Annotated in this window: 21 protein-coding genes and 1 tRNA gene; 9 read left to right on the forward strand and 13 right to left on the reverse strand. The window is 66.1% G+C overall.

The window, feature by feature from the left end:
* Positions 1–58: 58 nt before the first annotated feature.
* From NLR35_RS13445 to NLR35_RS13475, 7 genes are all read right to left on the reverse strand, one after another.
* Positions 59–748 (reverse strand): response regulator, encoded by a 690-nt coding sequence (locus tag NLR35_RS13445; protein ID WP_257167012.1) that lies wholly within the window; start codon positions 746–748, stop codon positions 59–61.
* Entirely contained in the window at positions 745–3,462 is a 2,718-nt protein-coding gene (locus NLR35_RS13450) for a sensor histidine kinase KdpD (protein WP_257167013.1), read from the reverse strand. The genes NLR35_RS13445 and NLR35_RS13450 overlap by 4 nt, the downstream gene beginning before the upstream one ends.
* 78 nt (positions 3,463–3,540) lie before the next feature.
* Complete coding sequence (locus NLR35_RS13455) at positions 3,541–4,149, reverse strand: K(+)-transporting ATPase subunit C (protein WP_257167014.1); 609 nt, start codon at positions 4,147–4,149, stop codon at positions 3,541–3,543.
* A 116-nt stretch (positions 4,150–4,265) separates the two neighbouring features.
* Positions 4,266–6,386, reverse strand: coding sequence for a potassium-transporting ATPase subunit KdpB (gene kdpB, locus NLR35_RS13460; RefSeq protein ID WP_257167015.1), 2,121 nt, complete (start codon positions 6,384–6,386; stop codon positions 4,266–4,268).
* Positions 6,387–6,402: 16 nt separating this feature from the next.
* Positions 6,403–8,106, reverse strand: coding sequence for a potassium-transporting ATPase subunit KdpA (gene kdpA, locus NLR35_RS13465; protein WP_257167016.1), 1,704 nt, complete (start codon positions 8,104–8,106; stop codon positions 6,403–6,405).
* A 33-nt stretch (positions 8,107–8,139) separates the two neighbouring features.
* Complete coding sequence (locus tag NLR35_RS13470) at positions 8,140–8,229, reverse strand: K(+)-transporting ATPase subunit F (protein ID WP_042340291.1); 90 nt, start codon at positions 8,227–8,229, stop codon at positions 8,140–8,142.
* Positions 8,230–8,238: 9 nt separating this feature from the next.
* Positions 8,239–8,427, reverse strand: a complete 189-nt coding sequence (locus NLR35_RS13475; protein WP_257167017.1) for a hypothetical protein — start codon at positions 8,425–8,427, stop codon at positions 8,239–8,241.
* A 241-nt stretch (positions 8,428–8,668) separates the two neighbouring features.
* Between NLR35_RS13475 and NLR35_RS13480 the strand changes: the two genes are divergently transcribed.
* The 4 genes from NLR35_RS13480 (at position 8,669) to dapA (ending at position 10,773) form a co-directional block, all read left to right on the forward strand.
* The gene (locus tag NLR35_RS13480; RefSeq protein ID WP_257167018.1) at positions 8,669–9,112 is read left to right on the forward strand and encodes a hypothetical protein; all 444 of its coding nucleotides are present in this window, start codon (positions 8,669–8,671) and stop codon (positions 9,110–9,112) included.
* Between the two features lie 19 nt (positions 9,113–9,131).
* Entirely contained in the window at positions 9,132–9,416 is a 285-nt protein-coding gene (locus NLR35_RS13485) for a hypothetical protein (protein ID WP_257167019.1), read from the forward strand.
* A gap of 137 nt (positions 9,417–9,553) precedes the next feature.
* Positions 9,554–9,823: a hypothetical protein gene (locus tag NLR35_RS13490; protein WP_257167020.1), complete on the forward strand. Its 270-nt coding sequence runs from the start codon at positions 9,554–9,556 to the stop codon at positions 9,821–9,823.
* Entirely contained in the window at positions 9,820–10,773 is a 954-nt protein-coding gene (dapA, locus tag NLR35_RS13495; RefSeq protein WP_257167021.1) for a 4-hydroxy-tetrahydrodipicolinate synthase, read from the forward strand. Before NLR35_RS13490 ends, dapA begins: the two co-directional genes overlap by 4 nt.
* Before the next feature lie 39 nt (positions 10,774–10,812).
* Here the strand turns inward: dapA and NLR35_RS13500 are convergent, their stop codons facing one another.
* The 4 genes from NLR35_RS13500 to mobB all read right to left on the reverse strand — a co-directional run bounded on the left by NLR35_RS13500 (position 10,813) and on the right by mobB (position 14,513).
* A complete protein-coding gene (locus tag NLR35_RS13500; RefSeq protein ID WP_257167022.1) occupies positions 10,813–11,058 on the reverse strand; it encodes a hypothetical protein in 246 nt (81 codons plus the stop codon).
* A 177-nt stretch (positions 11,059–11,235) separates the two neighbouring features.
* The gene (locus NLR35_RS13505; protein WP_257167023.1) at positions 11,236–12,891 is read right to left on the reverse strand and encodes an OFA family MFS transporter; all 1,656 of its coding nucleotides are present in this window, start codon (positions 12,889–12,891) and stop codon (positions 11,236–11,238) included.
* A gap of 725 nt (positions 12,892–13,616) precedes the next feature.
* Complete coding sequence (locus NLR35_RS13510; protein ID WP_257167163.1) at positions 13,617–13,856, reverse strand: sulfurtransferase TusA family protein; 240 nt, start codon at positions 13,854–13,856, stop codon at positions 13,617–13,619.
* 111 nt (positions 13,857–13,967) lie between these two features.
* Positions 13,968–14,513, reverse strand: coding sequence for a molybdopterin-guanine dinucleotide biosynthesis protein B (mobB, locus tag NLR35_RS13515; protein ID WP_257167024.1), 546 nt, complete (start codon positions 14,511–14,513; stop codon positions 13,968–13,970).
* 196 nt (positions 14,514–14,709) lie between these two features.
* Here mobB and mobA point away from each other — a divergent pair, with 196 nt between their 5' ends.
* The 3 genes from mobA (at position 14,710) to NLR35_RS13530 (ending at position 17,327) form a co-directional block, all read left to right on the forward strand.
* On the forward strand, positions 14,710–15,333 hold the full coding sequence (gene mobA, locus NLR35_RS13520) for a molybdenum cofactor guanylyltransferase MobA (protein WP_257167025.1): 624 nt from the start codon (positions 14,710–14,712) through the stop codon (positions 15,331–15,333).
* A 9-nt stretch (positions 15,334–15,342) separates the two neighbouring features.
* Positions 15,343–15,933 carry a cation transporter gene (locus NLR35_RS13525; protein WP_257167026.1) on the forward strand — a complete coding sequence of 197 codons (591 nt, stop codon included), beginning with the start codon at positions 15,343–15,345 and terminating at the stop codon, positions 15,931–15,933.
* A gap of 182 nt (positions 15,934–16,115) precedes the next feature.
* Positions 16,116–17,327, forward strand: a complete 1,212-nt coding sequence (locus NLR35_RS13530) for an ABC transporter substrate-binding protein (RefSeq protein ID WP_257167027.1) — start codon at positions 16,116–16,118, stop codon at positions 17,325–17,327.
* 135 nt (positions 17,328–17,462) lie between these two features.
* Here NLR35_RS13530 and NLR35_RS13535 read toward each other — a convergent pair whose 3' ends face one another.
* Positions 17,463–18,434, reverse strand: coding sequence for a TAXI family TRAP transporter solute-binding subunit (locus NLR35_RS13535; RefSeq protein ID WP_257167028.1), 972 nt, complete (start codon positions 18,432–18,434; stop codon positions 17,463–17,465).
* Between the two features lie 107 nt (positions 18,435–18,541).
* On the opposite strand from NLR35_RS13535, the gene NLR35_RS13540 reads away from it, so the two are divergent.
* Both NLR35_RS13540 and NLR35_RS13545 read left to right on the forward strand, forming a co-directional pair.
* Positions 18,542–19,507, forward strand: a complete 966-nt coding sequence (locus tag NLR35_RS13540) for a tripartite tricarboxylate transporter substrate binding protein (RefSeq protein ID WP_257167029.1) — start codon at positions 18,542–18,544, stop codon at positions 19,505–19,507.
* A 196-nt stretch (positions 19,508–19,703) separates the two neighbouring features.
* Positions 19,704–19,779: transfer RNA gene (locus tag NLR35_RS13545), tRNA-Ile, on the forward strand.
* Between the two features lie 242 nt (positions 19,780–20,021).
* Here the strand turns inward: NLR35_RS13545 and NLR35_RS13550 are convergent.
* Positions 20,022–20,807 (reverse strand): SDR family oxidoreductase, encoded by a 786-nt coding sequence (locus NLR35_RS13550; protein WP_257167030.1) that lies wholly within the window; start codon positions 20,805–20,807, stop codon positions 20,022–20,024.
* Positions 20,808–20,926 lie beyond the last annotated feature (119 nt).

Consider the following 20,926-nt stretch of genomic DNA (forward strand, 5'->3'; position numbering starts at 1 on the left):
AACGGGGAGAGGGGGCGCAGCGTGCTCGTTGCACCAGTTGGTATGAACAAAGTAGAGACTAATCCGGCGCGCGCAGGCGATAGCCGATGCCGGTCTCGGTCAGGACGAATTGCGGACGCTCGGGGTCCGCCTCGATCTTCTGGCGGAGCTGGCGGACGTAGACGCGCAGATATTGCGCGTCGGTGAGTTCGTCCCAGAGCTCCTTGAGCAGGAAGCGATGCGTCAGAACTTTGCCGGCGTGCTGCACCAGCACGCGCAGCAGGTCGTACTCCTTCGGCGACAGCTTGATCTCGCGCTCGCCGAGCTTGACGATGCGGCGGACCAAGTCGACGGAGAGATCGCCGGTGCGGAACACAGGGCGCTCGCCCTGCACCTGCAACTGATGGCGCAGCGCGGCACGGAGCCGCGCTAGCAGCTCGTCCATGCCGAACGGCTTGGTGATGTAGTCGTCGGCGCCGAGATCGAGCGCCTTGACCTTGCCCGCCTCATCGCCGCGGCTCGACAGCACCACGATCGGAATGCTCTCGTTGCGCGCGCGAATGGTGCGCAGCAGCTCGTGGCCGTCGATGTCGGGCAGGCCGAGATCGAGAATGATCAACGCGGGATCTTCCGCGAGCTTTTCGAGCGCGACCTTGCCGCTCGGCGCCTCCAGGATCTCATAGCCCTGCGTGGCGAGCCCCATCCGCAGCAGCTTGCGGATCGGCGGTTCGTCGTCGATCGCCAGGACCTTGATGGGAGCGCCTGTCATGCGGCGGTGTCCAGCGGTTTGGCCTGCGCCGGCACCGGCAGGCGAATGGTGAGGACGGCGCCGCGCCGGTCGGTGCGGTTGCCGGCGAAGATGCGGCCGTGCATCGCCTCGATGAAGCCGCGCGAGATCGCGAGCCCGAGCCCGGTGCCGGGGCGCACCTGGTCGCCCTTCTGCACGCGGTAGAACTTGTCGAACACGTGCTCGACCTCGGCGGCCGGAATGCCGTCGCCCTCGTCCCTGATGTCGAGCACAATCCAGTTGGCGTCACGTGCCGCGCGGATCGCAATCGACGTATCGGGCGGCGCGTATTTCGCCGCGTTGTCGAGCAGATTGAACAGCACCTGCTCGAACAGCACGGCATCGACCTCGACCATCGGCAGATCGGACGCGAGCTCTAGAGACACCTTGTGACCGGCGAGGATCTTGCTGGCGCGCCGCAGCGCGCTGCCGACGATCTCGCCGACATCATGCAGCGCCGCGTTCGGCACGATCGCGCCGGACTCCAGCTTGGTCATGTCGAGCAGATTGGCGATGAAGCGGTTCAGCCGCTCGGACTCGTCGATCACGGTGGCGAGCAGGTCGAGCTTCTCGCGGTCCGACAGCCGCGTCGCGAGATCGCGCATCGTCGAGGCGGCGCCGAGCACGGAGGCGAGCGGCGTCTTGAGATCGTGCGAGATCGAGGTCAGCAGCGCCGAGCGCAGCCGGTCCTGCTCCATGGTGCGCTTGACCTTGTCCATGTCCTCGACCAGCAGCACGCGCTCGATCGCGAGCGCGCCCTGGTCGACCAGCGCGTCGAGCAGCCGGCGCTGGTCCGGCGTCAGCAGCGGCCCGGTGCGGTCGTCGTCGATGCCGATGACGCCGATCAGGCCTCGGCCGGTGCGCATCGGCAGGAACAGGCGCTTGGCGCCGGGCAAGGTGTCGGAGCCGCGGCCGGCGGCGCGATCGTTGGCGAACGCCCAGCTCGCGGCGGCGAGATCGGCATCGTCGAGCTGGTCCTCCGGCGGATAGCCGGCCATCACGACGAGCTTGCCGGCCTGCGGCAGCAGCAGCACGACGCGCACCTTGAGCATGAGCGCGCCTTGATAGGCCGTCGCCCACAGCACGTCGTCGAGCGTTGCCGTGCCCGCGAGCTTGCGGCTGAAGGCATAGAGCTGCTCGGTGGTGCGGATGCGCAAGGTCGCGGTGTCCGCCTGCGCGCGCACGCGGGCGGCGACGTTCGACACCAGCATCGCGATCAGCATGAAGAAGAAGAACGCCGCGACATTGGTCGGATCGGTGATCGTGAAAGTGTAGAGCGGCGGCAGGAAGAAGAAATTGTAGCAGAGCGAGGAGACGACGCTGGCCAGCAGCGACGGCCCCAGCCCATAGCGCGCGGCCACGCTCACCACCGCGGTGAGGAACACCAGATCGACGTTCTCGATGCCGAAGAACGGCTGGACGAGCTCGGCCATGCCAAGACCAAGCGACGTGAACAGCAGCGCCATGGCATAGGGTTTCGGCCGCAGCGGCTCGCTGCGCGGCCGCGTCTGCACGGAGGCCGCCGCCGCCTCCGCCGGCTCCTCGCCCGCGATGACGTGGACGCTGATATTGCCGGCGCGCCGGACGAGATCGTGCACGACCGAGCCCCGGAGAATCTCGAACAGGCGCGAGCGGTGGGACTTGCCGATGACGATCTGGGTGACGTTGTTGGCCTGCGCGAATCCGATCAGGTCATCGGCGATGCGGCGGCCCACGCCTGGAATCGTCAGCGCCTCGCCGCCCAGCGTCTCGACCAGCCGCAACGTGTCGGCGAGCCGGTCGCGCTGCTTGTCGGTGAGCTGAAGGTTGCGCCGCGTCTCGATGGTCACCGCCGTCCATGGCGCATGGACGCGATCGGCGAACCGCTTCGCGTAGCGAACGAGGCTCGCGGCGCGCGGATCCTCGGAGACGCAGACGAGAATGCGCTCGCCGGCGGCCCAGGGGCCGGCGATCGCGTTGGCCTGCATGTGGGTGAGCAACTGCTCGTCGACGCGCTCGGCGGTCCGCCGCAGCGCAAGTTCGCGCAACGCGGTCAGATTGCCGGGCGAGAAATAATGCTCCAGCGCGCGCTCGGCCTGCTTGGGGACATAGACCTTGCCCTCCTTCAGCCGCTGGATCAGGTCATCGGGGGTGAGGTCGATCAGCTCGATCGCGTCGGCGCGGTCGAAGATCGAATCGGGCACCGTCTCGCGCACCCGGACGTGGGTGATCTGGGCGACGACGTCGTTGAGGCTTTCGATGTGCTGGACGTTGACGGCCGTGTAGACGTCGATGCCGTGCGACAGCAGCTCCTCGACGTCGAGATAGCGCTTGGGATGCCGGCTGCCGGCGGCGTTGGTATGGGCGAGCTCGTCGACGATCGCGAGCTTCGGACGCCGCGCGATCACAGCGTCCAGGTCCATCTCCTCGACGACCTGGTCCTTGTAGGTGATGCGCTTGCGCGGGATGACCTCAAGGCCACGCACCAGCGCCTCGGTCTCGATCCGGCCATGGGTCTCGACGAAGCCGACGACGACGTCGAGTCCGGCCTTCATCCGGGCATGCGCGCTCGACAGCATCTCATAGGTCTTGCCGACGCCGGGGGCGGCGCCGACAAAGATCTTGAGCTTGCCGGCAGGACTGTCCTCCCGCCGGGCTGCTTCGAGCAGGGCTTCCGGCGAGGGACGTTGGTCAGGATCGCGGCGTTGGCTGGCCATGCGGCATTATAGACGGAGGTCCCCCGAGGCCAAGATCTCGGTGCTAAGACTTGGACGCAGGGCGACCTCACTCGACCGTTACTTGGTTGCCGTTGCGGCATCGAGCGCCAGATTGAGCGCAAGCACGTTAACGCGGGGTTCGCCGAGCAGCCCGATCAGCCGCCCTTCCGTGGCGGTCGCCACCAGCGCTCGCACCCGATCTTCGGCAATGCCGCGCGCCTTGGCGACCCGCGGCACCTGGAACAGCGCCGCCTCCGGCGAGATGTCCGGATCGAGGCCGCTCGCCGATGATGTCACGAGGTCGACCGGCACTGGCTGCGCGGGGTTCTCGGACCTGAGCTTGTCGACGTCCTCCTTGACGCGATCGGCCAGCGCCTTGCTGGTCGGGCCGAGATTGGAGCCCGAGGAGTTGGCGGCGTTGTAGGGCGCCGGCACTGTCTTGGGCGCATCGTTCGGATCGGCGGTCGTCGTCGCCGAGAGCCGGCCGTGGAAATATTTGTCGTCTTTGAACTCCTGGCCGATCAGCGAGGAGCCGATCACCTGGCCGTTGCGGGTGATCAGGCTGCCTTCGGCCTGTGCCGGGAAGATGCTGCCGGCGACGAGGGTCATGCCGAGCGGATAGATCAGGCCCGTGATGAGCGTCAGCGCGAGCAGCACGAAGATGGCGGGACGGATTTCTTTGAGCATTTTGAGTCTCCTATATCGCTGCCGTCATTGCGAGCGAAGCGAAGCAATCCAGGGCTACGTGTGGGACTCTGTATTGCTTCGTCGCTTCGCCCCTCGCAATGACGGCGGTTGATGGTTCAAGCCAGATGCAAGGCGGTCACGAGCAGGTCGATCGCCTTGATGCCGATGAAGGGGATGATGATGCCGCCGAGCCCGTAGATCAGCAGGTTGCGGCCGAGCAGCGCGCCGGCGCCGATGGCGCGGTAGGCCACGCCCTTCAACGCCAGCGGGATCAGCGCGATGATGATGAGCGCGTTGAAGATGATCGCAGACAGTATCGCGCTCTGCGGGCTGGCGAGATGCATCACGTTCAGCACGTCGAGCTGCGGGTAGAACGCCAGGAACATCGCCGGGATGATCGCGAAATATTTGGCGACGTCGTTGGCGATCGAGAACGTCGTCAGCGCGCCGCGCGTCATCAGCAGCTGCTTGCCGATCTCGACCACCTCGATCAGCTTGGTCGGGTTGGAGTCGAGATCGACCATGTTGCCGGCCTCGCGGGCCGCCTGCGTGCCGGTGTTCATGGCGACGCCGACATCGGCCTGCGCCAGCGCCGGCGCGTCGTTGGTGCCGTCGCCGCACATCGCCACCAGCTTGCCCTTGGCCTGCTCGTCGCGGATCAGCTTGAGCTTGTCCTCGGGAGTCGCCTGCGCCAGGAAGTCGTCGACACCAGCCTCGGCCGCGATCGCGGCAGCGGTCATCGGATTGTCGCCGGTGATCATGACGGTGCGGATGCCCATCCGCCGAAGCTCGGCGAAGCGCTCGCGGATGCCGCCCTTGACGATGTCCTTGAGCTGGATGACGCCGAGCAGGCGGCCGTCTTTGGCCACCGCCAGCGGCGTGCCGCCGGCTTTCGCGATCTCGTCCGAGATGGCGCGGATCTCGCGGGCGAGCTCGCTTTCGGCTTGCGGGATCGCGCGCATGGTATTGCCGGACGCGACCTGCGTGATGGCGCCACCGCCGATGTAGTTGAGGATGGCGTCGACCGCGCCCTTGCGCACCGAGGAGCCGCCGGCATCGACGCCGCTCATCCGGGTCTGCGCGGTGAACGGCACGAAGGTGGCGCCGAGCTCGGACATGTCGCGACCGCGGATGCCGTATTTCTCCTTGGCGAGCACGACGATCGAGCGGCCCTCCGGCGTCTCGTCGGCGAGTGAGGCGAGTTGCGCGGCGTCCGCGAGCTCCTGCTCGCTGACGCCCCTGACGGGACGGAACGCGGTCGCCTGGCGGTTGCCGAGCGTGATGGTGCCGGTCTTGTCGAGCAGCAGGGTGTCGACGTCACCGGCGGCCTCGACGGCGCGGCCGGACATCGCCAGCACGTTGAAGCGCACCAGGCGGTCCATGCCGGCGATGCCGATCGCCGACAGCAACGCGCCGATCGTGGTCGGGATCAAGGTCACGAACAGCGCCACCAGCACCACCACCGAGATCGAGCCGCCGGCATAGGCCGCGTAGCTCGGGATCGTCACTGTCGCGAACACGAAGATGATGGTGAGGCCGGCGAGCAGGATGTTGAGCGCGATCTCGTTCGGCGTCTTCTGCCGCTCGGCGCCCTCGACCAGCCTGATCATGCGGTCGATGAACGTCGAGCCCTGGGCCGCGGTGATGCGCACGCGGATCCAGTCCGACAGCACCTGCGTGCCACCGGTCACCGCCGAGCGGTCGCCGCCGGACTCGCGGATGACAGGCGCGGACTCGCCGGTGATGGCGGCCTCGTTGACCGAGGCGACGCCTTCGATCACCTCGCCATCCGACGGGATGGTGTCGCCGGCCTCGACCAGCACGATGTCGCCGACCTTCAGGCTGGTGCCTGCGACGAGCTTGTAGCTGTGATCGGACGTACCAGAGCCGGTCAGCAGCTTGGCCTGGCTCTCGGTGCGGGTCTTGCGCAGCGAATCCGCCTGCGCCTTGCCGCGGCCTTCGGCGACGGCTTCGGCGAAATTGGCGAACAGCACGGTGAACCATAGCCAGAGGATGATCTGGAAGGTGAAGCCGAGATTGGCGCCGCCGGTGACGACGTCGCGCAGGAAGATCACCGTGGTGAGCGCCGCGACGATTTCGACGACGAACATCACGGGGTTCCTGATCATCAGCCGCGGATCGAGCTTGACGAATGCGGCCTTGATGGCCGGCAGCAGGATCGCAGGATCGAGCATCGTCGACATCGACGAGCGCTTCTGCAGTTTGACGGTTTCCATGGAGATTGCTCCGAGATCAGAACACGGTGCCGGCGGTCATCGCGAGATGCTCGACGATCGGACCGAGAGCGAGTGCGGGAAAGAAGGTGAGGCCGCCGATGATCAGGATGACGCCGACGACGAGGCCGACAAACAGGCCGCCGGTGGTCGGCAGAGTGCCGGCCGATGGCGGGATCGACTTCTTCTCGGCGAGTGAGCCGGCGATGGCCATCGCCGGGACGATCATGAAGAAGCGGCCGACGAACATCGATGACGCGAGCGTCAGGTTATAGAAGAAGGTGTTGCCGGTGAGGCCGCCGAAGGCCGAGCCGTTGTTGGCGGTCGCCGAGGTGAAGGCGTAGAGCACCTCGGTAAAGCCATGCGGTCCGGCATTGGCCATCGAGGCCACCGCCTGTGGCAGCACCACGGCGACCGCTGTCCAGCCGAGATACATCAGCGGCAGCACCAGGATTGCCAGCATCGCCATCTTGACCTCGCGGGCCTCGATCTTCTTGCCGACATATTCCGGCGTGCGCCCGACCATCAGGCCGGCGACGAAGATCGCGAGCACGACGAACAGCAGCATGCCGTAGAGGCCGGCGCCGACGCCGCCGACGATGATCTCGCCGAGCTGCATGTTGATCAGCGGGATCATGCCGCCCAGCGCAGTGAAGCTGTCATGCATCGCGTTGACCGCGCCGCAGGAGGCGGCCGTGGTGATCACGGCGAACAGAGAGGATGCGACGATGCCGAAGCGGACCTCCTTGCCCTCCATGTTGCCGCCGGTCAGCCCGAGCGCGTTCAGCACATGGCTGCCGCTGGCCTCGGCCCAATAGGTGATGCCGACGCCGGCGATGAACAGCACGCCCATCACGGCGAGGATCGCCCAGCCCTGGCGCTGGTTGCCGACCATGCGGCCGAACACGTTGGTGAGCGCGGCGCCGAGCGCGAAGATCGAGATCATCTGGATGAAGTTCGACAGCGCCGTCGGATTCTCGAACGGATGCGCGGCATTGGCGTTGAAGAAGCCGCCGCCATTGGTGCCGAGCATCTTGATCGCGACCTGCGACGCCACTGGCCCGACCGCGATGGTCTGCTTGGCGCCTTCGAGCGTCGTCGCCTCGACATAGGGCCCCAGCGTCTGCGGGATGCCCTGCCAGACCAGGAACAGCGTGTAGACGATGCACAGCGGCAGCAGGATGTAGAGCGTGCAGCGTGTCACATCCACCCAGAAGTTACCGACGGTGCGCGCGGACGCACGCGAGAAGCCGCGGATCAGCGCGATCGCGAGCACGATGCCGGTGGCGGCCGAGAGGAAGTTCTGATGCGTCAGGCCGAGCATCTGGACGAGATAGGAGATGGTGCTCTCGCCGCCGTAGTTCTGCCAATTGGTGTTGGTGAGGAAGCTGATCGCGGTGTTGAACGACAAGTCTTCCGCGACCGCGGACTGGCCAGCAGGATTGAATGGCAGCAGGGCCTGCAGCCGCATCACGCCGTAGATGATCAGGAAGCCGCCGACATGGAACAGCAGCATCGCGACCGTATAGGTCAGCCAATGCTGCTCGCGCTTCTCGTCAACGCCGCCGATCCAGTAGATGGCGGCCTCGACCGGGCGCAGCGCCGGCGAAAGAAAGGTGCGCTCGCCATTGAAGACGCGCGTCATGTACCAGCCGAGCGGCTTGGCGAGCGCGACGACGACGGCGCAGAAAAGCAGGATCTGAATCCAGCCGATCACGGTCATGGGGATTGTCCTTGAAGGTGCCGATGCCGGTGGTCAGAACCGCTCGGGCCGCAGCAGCGCGTAGGTGAGGTAGATCAGGAGGCCGAGCGACACGGCGCCGGCGAGCGAGTAGTCGAAGATCATCGTCGTCTCCTAGAGCCGCTCGCAGGCATAGGTGTAGCCGATCGCCAGGGCGAAGAGGCCGGCGCCCAGCGCCAGCATCAGAAGGTCAAGCATGATGTGCTCCTCATGCGCGCGAGAGGCGCGCAGCCGTGGAACGGCCGGGAGCGTGCAGTGGCCGCCGCGGTTCGTTCCACGGTCCCAGATGGCATCGGACCTCATAGGTTTTCGAGACAGCGCCGGCGGCAGAGTTATAGGAATCTCATAAAGACGGCGGGTCTGCCCGCCCCGAAAAGGGTCAGCTGCGGCCGGGGCCGTAGAGGAGCCCCCATCGCGGCATCGCGCCTTTATGCGACGCTTATTTCTTCCCTCCCCTCGCCATCTCGCATTCCTACGGCCTGAAGCGCCAGATTGGACGATGCGGCTCCAACCGGGCCGCCGCTCACTGACGACGGATCCTCACATGCCAGTCACCATGACACTGGATTTCACAGACCTTCCGCAGACGACCCAGGACTGGTCCGCGCTATCGGCCGACTTGTTGGGCGGAGACGAGGACGTCTCGCCGCTGTCGGCGCGGGCACGGCGCCGGGGACGGATCGACCGGATGATGCAGGCCGGAGCCCGGATCGATGCCGCGCTCGAGCTCATCGCGCTGCGGTTGCCGCACTGGGCGCTGCGTCGCCTGGCCTATGATGACGGCGAGTGGCACTGCGCGCTGTCGCACCGGCGCGAGCTGCCCGACTGGCTCGATCAATGCGCCGAGGCCAGGCACGCCGACCTCGCGCTTGCCATCCTCCACGCCGCTGTCGAGGCGCGCCGCCTGGAGCCGAGCCTGGCCGCGTCGTCGGGACAGGGCTCCCCCGAGCCGGCGCTCACGCAGCTGCTCTGCTGCGACAATTTCTGAACTGACGAAGCGTGCGACGATGATCCTCTCGGCAGACAAACCCGTGGAGCTGTCCACGGCCCGCGTCCTGCTTCGTTTCGGGATGCGAGCGGCGGTCCTCGCTCTGTTCGCGACCTTCGGCGGCGCCGGCTTCACGCGCAGCCTCGCTGCCCTGCTCTGGATGACCGTCATCCTCTGTGCCGTGCTGGCCACCCTGCGGCGCGAACGCGTCTTCTCCGCCGGGCTCAATCATTGGGACGAGATGACCGGCTATCTCGCGCTGTATTGCGGCGTCATGGCGCTCAATCATCTCGTGGACGCGTAGTCCGCCGCCGCATACGCCGCGCCTATGACGTGGCACGCGCACCCGCCTCGATTTCCTATCTGCCCACCGCGATAGTCGATCAACGACCGCACCATGACCTCATCGCGGTGCGGACGTGAAATGGAAGGACCATCACCATGAAGCTCGTCGAACCTCCCTCGCTGGACAAATCAGCAGCCGCGCTCGTCTTCATCGGCCGCAATGGCCGCGGCCAATGGGTCGCCCAGGAGCAGAACGGCCTCTATGGCGGCCTGTTCGTCAGCCGCGCGGAAGCGATGAAATATGCGCTGTTCGAGAACGGCCATCACCCCGAGACCATCGTCGAGCTGTCGCGCAGCATCGAACTCGACACCGAGGGACGCCTCGCCCCCATCGGCCTGCTCTACGGCAAGCGGCCGGCCGCATGAGCCGCACCTCCCCTACGCGGCGCGAGCCTGCGACACGCTGGCTCGCCGGCACCATCGCCGATATTCCGACGCCGTTCGATCGCAGCGGCGGGCTCGACATCAGCGCGCTCACCAGACTCTGCGCACGCCAGATCGAGGCGGGCGCAAGCGCGATCCTGGTCTGTGAGGCGGCCGGCGAAGCATCCACGCTGACGGCGGCGGAACGCGAGGCCGTCATTCGCGCGGCGGTCGCCGCGGCCTGCAATCGGGTTTTCGTCATCGCCGGCGCAGGATCAAATTCGACGCTGCAGGCAGTGCAGAACACACGGCAGGCGGCAGCCGCGGGCGCCGACGCGGTAATGTCGGTGGTCCCCTACTACAACAGGCCGACCGCGGAGGGCATCTACGCGCATTTCCGGGCGGTCGGGGATGCAACTGCGCTGCCGCTCATCCTGCATGACTGCCCGTCGCGGACAGGGCGGACGCTGCCTGACGAGATCCTGATCCGGCTGGCGCGATGGGCGCAATTCGGCGGCCTGCGCGACGCCGCCGGCGATGTCGCGCGCGTCGTTCGCCTGCGCTCACTGGTGCCGCCGGGCTTCCGCCTGCTGGCGGGCGATGACGCGGCGGCCGTGCCGTTTGCGGCAGCGGGCGGTGACGGCTGGTTCTCACTGGTGGCCAATGTCGCTCCGCATCTTTGCAGCGCGGTGCTCACCGCCTGTCAGTGCGGACGCTGGCCCGCCGGACGACGCCTGCACCGCCGGTTGCTGCCGCTGATCGAGCTGTTCGACCGCGATGCGCCCGCGGCCTTGAAATATGCCTTGAGTCTGCAGGGCCTCGCCGCAGCCGATGTCCGCCTGCCGCTGACAGAGCTGGACCCGGCTGCGAAGGCGGCGGTGGCGCGAGCCGTAGCCCAGATCGGCACGGCGCCGTCCAGATCCGTTGCGAGACCGAGCCATCCGCTGCTCTGAGACCAAAGGGCCGGAATCTCCGATTTGGCGGCCGGAGCCTCAGAAGTCCCATTTGTCGCGAAGGATCAACGGCACTTGCGGCCGGCGAGAGATATCAGCCTCGATGCGGGCGACGGAGCTGCGGCGCAGGAGCAGCTCGTTGCGCAGGCGTCGGAGCTTGGCTGCGGCGACCGCCGCATGGATGGCCCTGAAGGGCTTGCGCAGCATTCTGCCCAGGCGCGACAGCCGGGGCGCCCAGATGATTTCAGCGCCGCGGATGTCGCGAAACAGCGTGACCGAGTTCATGTCCATTCTCCGCAAGGACCGCCGGCACGAAATCTGGCCGGCGAAGCGGAGGATGGAGCCCCTCAGCGTAGGAATGCGAGACGGGCCGAAGTCGTCACTTATAGAAGAAGCATAAGCGCGCAAACGAAACGGGGCGGCCGAACAGGCCGCCCCGCGTACTCAGATCCGATGCTCGGATCAGAAGATCTTGACCGCGCTCTCCAGCGTCTTCCAGACGCCCCAGGCCAGCGGCACGCCGACGAAGGCCCAGAACAGCGCAGCCTTGGCGTCGAAACCGCCCTTGCCGATACCGAACGAGCCATGCTGGATCGCCGACTCGTTCTTGGCGAGCTGCGCCTGATACTGCGCGACCTCGTCCGGGCTCATGTTCCACTTGTCGTCGACGGGCTTGATCAGCAGGTTGCAGATCAGGCCGGCCAGGAGCATGGCGCAGAGGATGTACATCGTCGTGTTGTAGAGCTGGTCGCGCGGCACGCCCGCGGCAAGCTGGAACTCACGGATGTAGTTGACCACCACCGGACCGACGATGCCGGCAGTCGCCCAGGCCGTCAGCAGCCGGCCATGGATGGCGCCGACGAACTGGGTCCCGAACAGGTCGGCGAGATAGGCCGGCACCGTGGCGAAGCCGCCGCCATACATCGAGAGGATGATGGCGAAGGCGCCCACGAACAGCAGCTTGGAGCCCATTGCTGCGAAGGTCGGCGCCAATGCGTACAGCACGATGCCGATCAGGAAGAAGCAGTAATAGGTGGCCTTGCGGCCGATGTGGTCCGACAGCGACGCCCAGAAGAAGCGGCCGCCGATGTTGAACAGCGACAACAGGCCGGCGAAGCCCGCCGCGATGCCCGCGATGGCCGCCTTCTGCGTGGCGTCGAGCTGGTTGAAGCTGACGTCGGGCAGACCGATCAGCTTGCCGGCAAAGATCTCCTGCAGCATCGGCGAGGCCATGCCGATCACGCCGATACCCGCCGACACGTTCAAGCAGAGCACCGACCACACCAGCCAGAACTGCGGAGTCTTGTGCGCATTGTCGAGATGCACGTGGTGCTCCGAGATCATCGCCTTCTTCACCGCCGGCGGCGTCCAGCCTTCAGGCTGCCAGCCGACCGGGGCGACGCGATACGCGAAGGCGCCGATCATCATGAACACGAAATAGATCACGCCCATCGTGACGAACGTCTCCCAGACACCCACCGAGGTCGGGGTCTTGAAATAGTTCATCAGCAGGTTGGCGAGCGGAGCACCGATCATCGCGCCACCGCCGAAGCCCATGATCGCCATGCCGGTCGCCATGCCGCGACGGTCCGGAAACCATTTCACCAGCGTGGACACCGGCGAGATGTAGCCGAGGCCGAGGCCGATGCCGCCGATCACGCCGGCACCCAGCCACATCATCCAGAGCTGGTGCACATAGATGCCGAGCGCCGCGATCAGCAGACCACCGCCCCAGCAGCAAGCTGCCACGGCGCCGGCCTTGCGCGGTCCGGCCCGCTCGAGCCAGCCGCCCCAGATCGCCGCCGAGCCGCCGAGCAGCACGAAGAACAGCGTGTACATCCAGCCGAGGCTGGCGACCTTCCAGTCGCAGGTGGTCGTGAACAGCTCCTGCACCAGACTCATGTCGGTGCAGACCTGGCTCTGCGTCACGCCGATGGCGCGCGACAGAGGCAGCCAGAACACCGAGAAGCCATAGGCCATGCCGATGCACAGATGAATGCACAGCGCAGCCGGCGGGACCAGCCAACGGTTGAACCCGGCTTTCGCGACCGTGTGTTCGCGATCGAAAATTCCCGCTTGCGCAGTCGGGAGCGAGCCCGCGCTCTCAATGGTAGCCATGCATTCCTCCCCTACGGACTCCCGTCCAACGCAACGACCTCATGTTCTGTCCCCTTGATCAGAATCAATACGCCTACTCACCCTGCCCGCCGCCGACGTACCAGACCATTTTCGCGACGCACAAACGCCAAGAACGGTTCCATGGGCATGACACCCCCCACCGGGTCTCATGCACCGTGTCATCATTGTGCCGCGGTTCCGCCTGGCCCGCTCCCCAGCGGGCATGACTTATCTTCCGCAACCTCCGCGGAAGCGCCCCAATTGGTGCAGAAGCGCGGCAAAATGTCGATAGTAAAATGGTAATAATCAGTCAAACTTCGTGGATTGATCGCACTGCAGCGCGCGTGTGTTGCTAACAAACACGGAAAATCGACGTGCAACCGACGCCACCGCCACTCTCGGCTGTAGTCATGATGGTCTCGACTACTTCGGACGATCCAGCATCACTCACAGAATCAACTAATGAGATGCGCCGGCAATCGCGACAGACACCATTCGGAGCGCTGCGTGCTCGCGAAATCGTGAAGACAACAGCAACCTCTCCTTGCCTCCCCACATCATCACAAGCCTGGACTGAGAACGCGGCATTGTTATGGGCGACCTCCGGCGAGCCTGCGACGATAGGAAGCGGCTGCGCCGCTTGACAGCCACACGGCACCGACGACCGCGCACGAACTACTTAGTTGGACAACCATGGTGATGTGATGAACACGCCGACGGCGTCGTTATTCCAATGGCCCCGACGCCTTCTCGATCAAGAACAAGATGGCAAGATCGCTGCGGTCGACGATCTCCACGCGATCGCCGGTCTCGCGAATCAGGCAGGGAATGTCGATCACTGCCAGTGGGTCGGTGCAGCATACTTCGAGGCGCTCGCCCGGCCGCAGCGACTGCAGCGCCTTGCGCGTCTTCAGTGCCGGCAGCGGGCACTTCAAGCCCGTCAAATCCAGCCTTGTGATGCTCATGGGCGGACCATGGCGAAGTGGATCCGGCACGTCAACCCGGTCATTTCGACCGCCACAGAGCCCAAGTTCCAGCGACGGAGCAGCCCCGGCTCTGCGGGTTCCACGCGCCGCTCAGGAGTTCCATGTTTCTGGACCCATCCGGTCGTGGAGGGCCCGGACCTCGGCCAAGGGCATGGCATGCTCACGCGCCAGCACGGCGATCGCCGGGATATCGTCGAGATGCGCACGCGGCAGGGTCGCCTCGACCGGAACGTCGCTGGCGATCGCGACGATGCCGGGATCGGCAGGGAAGAGCAGCGGCTTGGCATTGGCTGCGCGATGCACCTCGATCCGGCGATGCGGCCCGGCCTTGTAGCCTTCGATGACGACGAGATCGACCGGCGACAGCCGCGCCAGAAGATCGGCCAGCGAGGGCTCCGGCGCGCCGCGCAGTTCATGCATCAAGGCCCAGCGCGTGCCGGAGGCGACCAGGACCTCGGCTGCTCCGGCCTCGCGGTGCCGCCAGGAATCCTTGCCCGGGGTATCGACGTCGAACCGGTGGTGCGCGTGCTTGATCACGGACACGCGCAGCCCCTGCGCGTTGAGGTGCGGAATGAGCCGTGTGAGCAGCGTGGTCTTGCCGGCGCCGCTCCAGCCGGCGAGGCCGATGATCTTCATCAGAGTCTCCAGGTCGAAAGACCGAGCGGTTTTCGACTGCTCTATAACGGCTGAACGGAGATGTCATGCCTGCATGGACCACGGTTCGGGGAGCCGCGGCGGCCGCGCCGGCCTTTCCAGCGATCATCTCCAAATCGTGGATCATCACAGCGAATGCGCTGACGCGGCGCTGCGATGCATGGTAACGGAGCCGACGATGACAGCCACGGCTTCGATTCCAGGAGTCCTCCTCGCCGGCGGCCTCGCCCGGCGCATCGGTGGCGGGGACAAGCCGACGCGCATGATCGGCGGTCGCACGCTGCTGTCGCGCGTGATCGCGCGGCTGCAACCGCAATGCGATCCGCTGATCCTCAATGCCAATGGCGACCCCGCGCGATTTACCGCCTATGGCCTCCCCGTCGTGCCCGACACCATCGCGGGTTTTCCGGGTCCCTTGGCCGGCATCGTGGCCGGGCTCGACTGGGTTGCAGCGCATCGGCCGTCGGCACAGTGGATGCTGAGCGCCGCCACCGATTGCCCGTTTCTGCCCCGCGATCTCGTGACACGGCTCGCCGAAGCGCGCGAGGCGGATCAGGCTGAACTCGCACTGGCGGCATCGAACGGCCAGACCCATCCCGTGATCGGCCTGTGGCCGGTCGCCCTGCGCGACGACCTCCGCCGCGCCCTGACGGCCGAGGACATCCGGAGGGTCACCCGCTTCACGGCGCGCTACAAGGTCGCGACCGTGACATGGCCGGTCGTCCCGTTCGATCCGTTCTTCAACGCCAACACCGCCGAGGATCTTGCCGAGGCGGAACAGCTGGCAGCGCTGGATGAGTGAGGACGCGTGATGGATGCGACAGTCCCGGTCCGCCGCGCGGTCATTGCGGTGGCAGCCCTCAATCTCGGCTATTTCGGTATCGAGTTCGCGGTGGCGCTGGCGATCGGCTCGGTGTCGCTGTTCGCCGACAGCGTCGATTTCCTCGAGGATGCCTCGGTCAATCTGCTGATCGCGCTGGCGCTGCGCTGGAGCCCGGCAAATCGCGCGCAGCTCGGCAAGGTGCTGGCGCTGATCCTGCTCGCACCGGCGCTCGCCGGGCTGTGGACCGCAGGCGAGAAGTTCTTCACGCCGGTCGTGCCGGCGCCGCTGCCGCTCACCATCACCGGCCTCGGCGCGCTCATCGTCAATCTCGGCTGCGCGCTGATCCTGGCGCGGGTCAGGGATCATCAGGGCAGCCTCACCAGGGCGGCGTTCCTCTCGGCGCGCAATGACGCCTTTGCCAACATCGCGATCATCGCGGCCGGCCTGGTCACCGCCCTGCTCTGGCGTTCGATCTGGCCGGATCTGATCGTCGGGGTCGGCATCGCGCTGATGAATGCGGACGCGGCGCGCGAGGTGTGGGAGGCCGCGCATGAAGAGCACAAGGCGGCCAAGGCCTGAGCCGCGGCGATCGCATCGCTCTCGCGCTGCAAGAGGCCTGCCGCATTGCATCGCACATCGTCGCTCCACTGCCCCGCGGCCCGGCGTGATTGACGGCTGCCCTGGATTGATTGCAGATAGGCGGAGCGGCCGGCAGAGCCGCGACGAACAACGGCGTCATGCCGGCATCGGTGGAGGACGGATTGCAACTGAGCTCCTTGAGGACCGCCGCGTGGGCGGCCGCAGCGCTGCTGGTCACCACGGCCGCGCAGGCTGAGATCTCCGACAACGTCGTCAAGATCGGCGTCCTCAGCGACATGAACGGTCCGGCGTCGACGCCGACCGGACAGGGCTCGGTCACCGCGGCGCAGATGGCGGTGGATGATTTCGGCGGCAAGGTGCTGGACAAGCCGATCAGCGTCATCGTCGGCGACCATCAGCTCAAGCCCGACATCGGCGCTGCGATCGCGCGGCGCTGGTACGACACCGAGCAGGTCGATCTCATCGTTGATGTTCCGGTCTCCGCCGTCGGCCTCGCGGTGCAGACCATCGCGACCGAAAAGAAGAAGCTGTTCATCACCCAGTCGACCGGCGCGGCCGATTTCCACGGCAAGTTCTGTTCGCCCTACGCCATGCAGTGGGTGTTCGACACCCGCGCGCTCGCGACCGGAACGGCCAAGGAGGTCGTCAAGCGCGGCGGCGACAGCTGGTTCTTCATCACCGACGACTATGCCTTCGGCCATTCGCTGGAGCGCGATGCGTCGAGCGTCGTCACCGCCAATGGCGGCAAGGTGGTCGGCGCGGTCCGGCCGCCCTTTGCCACGCCCGATCTCTCCTCCTTCATCCTGCAGGCACAGGCCTCCAAGGCCAAGATCATCGGCATTGCCGCAGGTCCGCCGAACAACATGAACGAGATCAAGACGGCGGCCGAGTTCGGCCTGCTCAAGGGCGGCCAGCAGATGGCGGCGCTGCTCGCGCTGATCACCGACATCCATTCGCTCGGCCTGCCGGCGGCGCAGGGGCTGCTGCTGACGACGTCGTTCTACTGGGACATGGACGACAAGACGCGCGAATGGTCGAAGCGATATTTCGCCAAGATGAACCGGATGCCGACGATGTGGCAGGCCGGCGTCTACTCCGCCGTCACGCACTATCTCAACGCCGTCAAGGCAGCGGGCAGCGATGACCCGCTCGCGGTTGCCGCCAAGATGCGCGAGACCCCGGTCGAGGATTTCTTCGCCCGCAACGGCAAGCTCCGCGCCGACAATCTGATGGTGCACGATCTCGTGCTGGCGCAGGTCAAGTCGCCGGAGGAGAGCAAATATCCGTGGGACTACTACAAGATCCTCGCGACGATCAAAGGCGAGGACGCGTTCGGCCCGCCGGATCCGGCATGTCCGATGATCAAGAAGTGACGCTGGCCACGACATGACAGACGTGCTCCCGCGCAAGCGGGGCCACGGCTACGAGCCGTCATACGACGCGCGATGGTCGCGACTTCCCGTCACGGCGCCGCGCTCTGTCCCAGCGGTGAATGCGACCATCGCGACCTACTTGGCGAGCCCGATCTCCTTCAGATATCTCATCACGCCGGGATGGATCAGATCGGGGCTGGGCGCTGCCGCGAGCGTATTGGCGGCCGTGGTCTCGCAGGCCTGTGCCAGCGTCCTGCACAACGCGGCTTCCGCGCCATGCAGCGTCTTCGCCAGCCGATAGGCCGTGTCGTCCGGCAAGCTCTCGCGCACCAGCACGTAGCTCCACGACCCGATCGAGGGGATTGCGTTGTCCTGCCCGGCATAGCTGCCGGCCGGGACCGTCAAGGCCTTCAGGAAGCCGTGCTTCGCCCTGATCTGCGCAATCTCCTCGGCGGACGGCGCAATGAAGCGCGCGCCCTCGGACGTCCCGGCCATCGCCGCGAAACCCGGCCACCCGACGCTGGCGCCCCACAACGCGGCGGCGCGGCCGTCCTGCACCATGGCGGGACCGTCGCCGGCGCGATCGAGGTAGATCGCCTTGAAATCCTCGTCCTGCTTCAGACCGAGACCGTCGAGCATATAGCGCGCCATGATCGGCAAACCGGAACCTTTGGCGCCGAAGACAACCGTCCGGCCGACGAGATCGCGGATGCGACGATAAGGACTGTCCGACCGGACCACGAACAGGCCCGGGCTGGAGAAAATCGCGGTCAGGATCTTCAGCCGGGTTTTCGGCCGGTCGATGCCCATGAAGGCCTGATAGGCCGGCTCGCCGGCGACGAGGCCGAGATCGAGCTCGCCTTGCTCCAGCAGCGGGATGTTCTCGTTGCTGCCCTTGGTGTTGCGCGGGACGATCGTGAATCCGGCCTGGGCCTCGTTCATGACCTTGGTGAAGGCATCACCATAAAGCGGGAAGCCGCCGCCGGGCGTCGCGGTCCCGAGACTGAGCGTTTGCTTGCTGATGGCCTCTCCTCCCCCCTGCTGCTGCGCTGCGGCACCCGCGGAGAGCAGCGCGACGGCAAGGCCCAGCCTCGGCAACAATTTCATCGGGCCGCCCTTCTGTGCCTGTGCATCCGGCAGGAGCTTGTATGCAAGCGTGCAGATCTATGGAAGCATGCAGCAGACGACAACGACAAGAGCTTGGGGAGGACAAGATGAAGTGGACGCGTGCGTTCCTAGCCGGCCTCGTGGCCGCAGCCTGTCTGATGGCCCAGCCGGCCGCCGCGGCCTATCCGGACCGCCCGATCCGCTGGCTGATCGGATTCGCGCCGGGAGGTCCGGTCGACATCGTCGCACGCATCATGGCGCAATGGCTGTCGGACCGTCTTGGCCAGCAGGTCGTGGTCGAGAACCGCACCGGCTCGGGCGGAAACATCGCCGCGGCCGCCGCGATCAATTCGCCGCCGGACGGCTACACGCTGCTGTTCGTCGCGCCGAACAACGCGATCAGCACCTCGCTCTACAAGAAGCTTCCCTACGACTTCATCCGCGACACCGTGCCGGTCGCCAGCATCATGCAGCTCACCAACATGCTGGTGGTCAGCAATGATGTTCCGGCCAAGTCGGTGAGCGAGTTCATCGACTATTGCAAAGCCAATCCCGGCAAGATCGCCTTCGCCTCCTCCGGCAACGGCACCTCGGTCCACATGGCGGCCGAGCTGTTCAAGGCGATGACCAAGTGCGACATGCTGCACGTGCCCTATCGCGGCTCGGCGCTGGCGTTCCCGGACATCATCTCCAACAAGGTGCAGCTGATCTTCGACAACCTGCCGACGGCGCTGGAGCAGGCGCGCGGCGGCAGCGTGCGTGCGCTCGGCGTCACCTCGCCGCAGCGCTGGCCGACGGTGCCGGACGTGCCCGCGATCGCCGAAACCGTGCCGGGCTACGAATCGGTCGGCTTCTACGGCATCTCCGCGCCGAAGGGCACGCCGCCCGAGATCGTCGACATCCTCAACAAGGCGGTCGGCGAAGCGCTGAAGGACCCCAAGCTGGTGGCGCGGCTGACCGAGACCGGCGGCATCCCCCGCGCAATGACGCCGGCCGAATTCGGCAAGCTCGTCGCCGACGAGACCGAGAAGTGGCGCAAGGTGGTCGAATTCGCCGGGGTCTCGGTCGACTAGCGCGCGGCGGTCCGAACCGCACAGCCCAGATCCGGCACGCCCCGGCGGCGGCCCGGCAACACAGCAAATCGATCCGGCAGCAGGATTGCCGGATCGGCGCAAGGGCTGTAAACGAGGCCCGCACCGCCGCTGGGTCTCCCGGGTCGCCGCGGGCAGGCCCGTCCCGCCCGTCCCCCGAAGATCCCTCCGCGCCGCGGGGCCTGTAGCTCAATGGTTAGAGCCGGCCGCTCATAACGGTCTGGTTGCAGGTTCGAGTCCTGCCGGGCCCACCAGCAAACTCAACGACTTACTGGCCTTCCTTTCGGCGCCTCTGCTTCTCCGCACCAGATACGTCCACTTTTCGTTCGTTTAGAAGGCGCACGGCTCAGCATCCGCTGGTTCACGCCAGCAGCGCGAAGGTTCGACGATGTAGGAGATCACCTGGCCGCAGGGACGCTGCTCAGCGACAGTATCGCTCACCCAGCAGATCAACCAGGATCAGGCAAGCCACGGCGCCCAGGCCGCGTGGCCAGAATCATTCTTTCGCGCTGCCAGGCTCGGCCATCTTACGGTGCTGCCTGGCCAGCGTCTCCGCCGGCATCACATTGGCGACTGTGGTCTGCAGCTTGTTCTTCAGCCCGGTGACGACATCGCTCTCGCCATCCATCATCGCCTGGAAGCCCTGCCGCGCGACGTCGCCGGCATCGTCCTTCTCCTCGGTGCCGACCTTGGTGTCCATCATGTCGGCACGGCGAAAGAACTCCGTCTCGGTGGCGCCCGGCATCAGGCAGGTCACAGTGATGTTCGTGTCCTTCAACTCCTCGCGCAGCGCGAAGGAGAACGAGTTGAGGAACGATTTGCTCGCGTTGTAGACGGCTTGGAAGCTGCCGGGGGTGAAGCCTGCGATCGAACCGGTAATCAGGATCCGCCCGGCATTGCGGTCGCGCATCTGATTGCCGATCTTGTGAATCAGCTCGATGGTCCCCATCACGTTGGTGTTGATGAGCCTGCCGATGTCACCCATGTCCTGGTCGAGAAAGGCCCGGCCGAGACCGCGGCCGGCATTGGCAAGCAGCGCATCAACCGATCGGCCTTTGGCTGCGGCGTACAGCTTCTCAACGCCTTCGCTGGTCGAGAGGTCGGCCCGCACCGCCTCGACCGTAGCGCCGTCGGCGCGCAGCGCAGCGGCAGCCTGCTCGATCTGCGGCTCGTCAGCTGCGATCAGCAAATCGAAGCCTTCATCGGCGCAGCAGCGCGCGAGTTCGAGGCCGATGCCGGTCGATGCGCCGGTGACGATTGCGAATTGGTTTGATGACGCCATGAGAGTCTCCTCGGGTACGCGAGCGGGTGATGTCGCCCAATCGCACCACGCTCCAATCGTTCCTGGCGAGGCAGCCCGCTTCCAAGACGGCAGCGCGAGCGCGTGGAACCAATGAACGT

It is taken from the genome of Bradyrhizobium sp. SRS-191 (genome assembly GCF_024586915.1).
Lineage (GTDB): Bacteria > Pseudomonadota > Alphaproteobacteria > Rhizobiales > Xanthobacteraceae > Bradyrhizobium.

What these genes read in the sequence shown, in the direction of transcription:
- NLR35_RS13445 (WP_257167012.1), bottom strand. Translation starts at nt 748, where the DNA reads ATGACAGGCGCTCCCATCAAGGTCCTGGCGATCGACGACGAACCGCCG.
- NLR35_RS13450 (WP_257167013.1), bottom strand. Translation starts at nt 3,462, where the DNA reads ATGGCCAGCCAACGCCGCGATCCTGACCAACGTCCCTCGCCGGAAGCC.
- NLR35_RS13455 (WP_257167014.1), bottom strand. Translation starts at nt 4,149, where the DNA reads ATGCTCAAAGAAATCCGTCCCGCCATCTTCGTGCTGCTCGCGCTGACG.
- kdpB (WP_257167015.1), bottom strand. Translation starts at nt 6,386, where the DNA reads ATGGAAACCGTCAAACTGCAGAAGCGCTCGTCGATGTCGACGATGCTC.
- kdpA (WP_257167016.1), bottom strand. Translation starts at nt 8,106, where the DNA reads ATGACCGTGATCGGCTGGATTCAGATCCTGCTTTTCTGCGCCGTCGTC.
- NLR35_RS13470 (WP_042340291.1), bottom strand. Translation starts at nt 8,229, where the DNA reads ATGATCTTCGACTACTCGCTCGCCGGCGCCGTGTCGCTCGGCCTCCTG.
- NLR35_RS13475 (WP_257167017.1), bottom strand. Translation starts at nt 8,427, where the DNA reads ATGAGGTCCGATGCCATCTGGGACCGTGGAACGAACCGCGGCGGCCAC.
- NLR35_RS13480 (WP_257167018.1), top strand. Translation starts at nt 8,669, where the DNA reads ATGCCAGTCACCATGACACTGGATTTCACAGACCTTCCGCAGACGACC.
- NLR35_RS13485 (WP_257167019.1), top strand. Translation starts at nt 9,132, where the DNA reads ATGATCCTCTCGGCAGACAAACCCGTGGAGCTGTCCACGGCCCGCGTC.
- NLR35_RS13490 (WP_257167020.1), top strand. Translation starts at nt 9,554, where the DNA reads ATGAAGCTCGTCGAACCTCCCTCGCTGGACAAATCAGCAGCCGCGCTC.
- dapA (WP_257167021.1), top strand. Translation starts at nt 9,820, where the DNA reads ATGAGCCGCACCTCCCCTACGCGGCGCGAGCCTGCGACACGCTGGCTC.
- NLR35_RS13500 (WP_257167022.1), bottom strand. Translation starts at nt 11,058, where the DNA reads ATGAACTCGGTCACGCTGTTTCGCGACATCCGCGGCGCTGAAATCATC.
- NLR35_RS13505 (WP_257167023.1), bottom strand. Translation starts at nt 12,891, where the DNA reads ATGGCTACCATTGAGAGCGCGGGCTCGCTCCCGACTGCGCAAGCGGGA.
- NLR35_RS13510 (WP_257167163.1), bottom strand. Translation starts at nt 13,856, where the DNA reads ATGAGCATCACAAGGCTGGATTTGACGGGCTTGAAGTGCCCGCTGCCG.
- mobB (WP_257167024.1), bottom strand. Translation starts at nt 14,513, where the DNA reads ATGAAGATCATCGGCCTCGCCGGCTGGAGCGGCGCCGGCAAGACCACG.
- mobA (WP_257167025.1), top strand. Translation starts at nt 14,710, where the DNA reads ATGACAGCCACGGCTTCGATTCCAGGAGTCCTCCTCGCCGGCGGCCTC.
- NLR35_RS13525 (WP_257167026.1), top strand. Translation starts at nt 15,343, where the DNA reads ATGGATGCGACAGTCCCGGTCCGCCGCGCGGTCATTGCGGTGGCAGCC.
- NLR35_RS13535 (WP_257167028.1), bottom strand. Translation starts at nt 18,434, where the DNA reads ATGAAATTGTTGCCGAGGCTGGGCCTTGCCGTCGCGCTGCTCTCCGCG.
- NLR35_RS13540 (WP_257167029.1), top strand. Translation starts at nt 18,542, where the DNA reads ATGAAGTGGACGCGTGCGTTCCTAGCCGGCCTCGTGGCCGCAGCCTGT.
- NLR35_RS13550 (WP_257167030.1), bottom strand. Translation starts at nt 20,807, where the DNA reads ATGGCGTCATCAAACCAATTCGCAATCGTCACCGGCGCATCGACCGGC.